The organism is Paraburkholderia sp. HC6.4b, from assembly GCF_014200875.1.
In the GTDB taxonomy this organism is placed as follows: Bacteria; Pseudomonadota; Gammaproteobacteria; order Burkholderiales; family Burkholderiaceae; genus Paraburkholderia; species Paraburkholderia tuberum.
The window spans coordinates 1-2,658 of sequence record NZ_JACHDC010000053.1 but is presented as its reverse complement, the minus strand read 5'-3'; the positions used below and the strand labels follow the sequence as shown (position 1 = coordinate 2,658).

The 2,658-nt window shown below is 61.5% G+C and carries 1 protein-coding gene; it reads left to right on the top strand.

Annotated elements, in window-relative coordinates; translation table 11 throughout:
* A partial coding sequence (locus tag HDG34_RS38520; protein WP_260321483.1) for an Ig-like domain-containing protein occupies positions 1 to 2,654 on the top strand: 2,654 nt, incomplete at its 5' end.
* Between the last annotated feature and the right edge of the window lie 4 nt (positions 2,655 to 2,658).

The window sequence follows — 2,658 nt, the reverse complement described above, 5'->3', positions numbered from 1 at the left end:
AGAGCACGGACGACACGACGCCGACGCTGGTGGGCAAGGGCGAACCGGGTGACACGATCGTCGTGATCGACAACGGCACGCCGGTTGGCGAGACGGAGGTCGACGAGGACGGCAACTGGAGCTTTACGCCTGATACGCCGCTGGACGAAGGCGAGCACGAGTTCACGGTGGTGGAGCGTGATCCTGCGGGCAACGAAAGTGGGCCGTCGGACCCGTGGACGGTGATCGTGGATACGACGCCGCCGGGCAAGCCGTCGATTGACGAGGTCATTGACGACGAAGGTCCGATCCAGGGTCCGGTGGGCAATGGTGAGAGCACGGACGACACGACGCCGACGCTGGTGGGCGAGGGTGAACCGGGCGACACGATCATCGTGATCGACAACGGCACGCCGATCGGCGAGACGACGGTCGACGAGGAGGGCAACTGGAGCTTCACGCCTGAGACGCCGCTGGAAGAGGGCGAGCATCAGTTCACGGTGGTGGAGCGCGATCCTGCGGGCAACGAAAGTGGGCCGTCGGATCCGTGGACGGTGATCGTGGATACGACGCCGCCGGGCAAGCCGTCGATTGACGAGGTCATTGACGACGTGGGTCCGATCCAGGGTCCGGTGGGCAATGGTGCGAGCACGGACGACACGACGCCGACGCTGGAGGGCATCTGGGGCAGGTGTGAGCCGGGCAACACGATCATCGTGATCGACAACGGCACGCCGATTGGCGAGACGACGGTCGACGAGGAGGGCAACTGGAGCTTCACGCCTGAGACGCCGCTGGAAGAGGGCGAGCATGAGTTCACGGTGGTGGAGCGTGATCCCGCGGGTAACGAAAGCAGGCCCTCGGAGCCGCACGTGGTGATCATCGATACGACAGTGCCAGCACTGGTACTGAAGGCACCTGAAGTACCGGAGATGGCTGACGGTGTAATCGACGCGGCAGAGGCCAGCGATGGCACGTGGGTGTTGATCCCTGCCTATACGGGCATGGTCGCGGGTGACGTGATCACGATTGACTGGAACGGCAAGAGCTACGAGCACGTGGTGGGGGCGGTCGACGTACTCACCGGGATCAAGGTGAAGATCCCGGCAGACGATCTGATCGGGCAGGACACGGCGTTCGACATCTCCTATACGGTGACGGACGCAGCGGGCCACGTCTCATCGCCGAGCCCGACTACCCATGTGAGGATTTACACGATGGGACCGGACAAGCCAGAAATTGACGAAGTCATTGACGACGTGGGTCCGGTTCAGGGTCCGGTGGACAATGGGGAGAGCACGGACGACACGACGCCGACGCTGGTGGGCAAGGGCGAACCGGGTGACACGATCATCGTGATCGACAACGGCACGCCGGTTGGCGAGACGGAGGTCGACGAGGACGGAAACTGGAGCTTCACGCCTGATACGCCGCTGGGCGAAGGCGAGCACGAATTCACGGTGGTGGAGCGTGATCCCGCGGGCAACGAAAGCAAGCCGTCGGATCCGCACGTGGTGATCGTGGATACGGTAGCGCCGACTGCTGAGGCGTCCATCACATACATGGGCAAGGACAGCGGAATGGACAGCGGCGACTTCCTGACCAATGATGGCTCAGCAGGCCGTTTGATTATGGGCGAGCTGACGACAGAACTCGCGGCCAACGAGAGGGTTCAGGTGTCAGTGGATGGCGGCAAGACCTGGCAGGATGCGATGGTCGACAACAAGGGAAGTTGGGTATTCCAGGACAATACGGCGCACAACGCCTCCTGGACGATCCAGACGCGCGTGGTCGATACGGCTGGCAATATTGGCAAGGTGGCGTCACAAAATGTAACGCTGGATACGATTGCCCCGTCGTCGATACTCGGGGTCTCGCATGACATGGTGGATGAGATTGCCCGCCTCACCGTGACGCTTTCTCCGAGTGCCATGGCGGGCGATACCCTACTGGTTGCAGTGGGTGACGTGCGATTCCACTTCTACCTGACTAGTTCGGATATAGCTCGCGGATCGGCCAGCGTGGAGTTGCCGTCCGGTGCTATAGCAGCGATTGAGTCAGGTGCTGCATATGGGGTTGCGGTTATGGATGCTGCTGGCAATAGCTCTAACTATATCGTTGGGGAAAGCGGTACCTCTATCGAGACGGAACAGCTACATGTCGTTAATCCGGGAGCGCTCCTCTCGGATGGCGTGCCCTTCGACACCTACGTCGGCACCGATGCAAATACCGTCTTTACGGTGGACGACGTTAATGAAGTGATGGACGCCGGGTTCATCTTTGGCAACGGCGGTCTAGACACGCTGAAGCTGGCAGGCGCTGGCCAGACCTTGGACTTGGGCAAGGTCAGCCTTGTGGTGTCGTCGATCGAAGTGTTCGACATCACCGGCACGGGCAACAACACGCTCAAGCTGTCGCTGGGCGATGTGCTCGAGCAGGGTGGCAAGGACCTGTTCATTGCTGACGGCCGCACGCAGGTGATGGTCAAGGGCGATGCGGGCGACAGGGTCGAACTGTCCGATCTGCTGCCGGACGGAGGCGACATCGGCGACTGGACGCAACAGTCTGGCAACACGACTGTGGGTGGCATCGAGTATGACGTCTTCTACCATTCGGGTCTGAACGCCGAACTGCTGGTGCAGCACGGTGTCGAGACGGTGCTGAACAACCACTGACCTC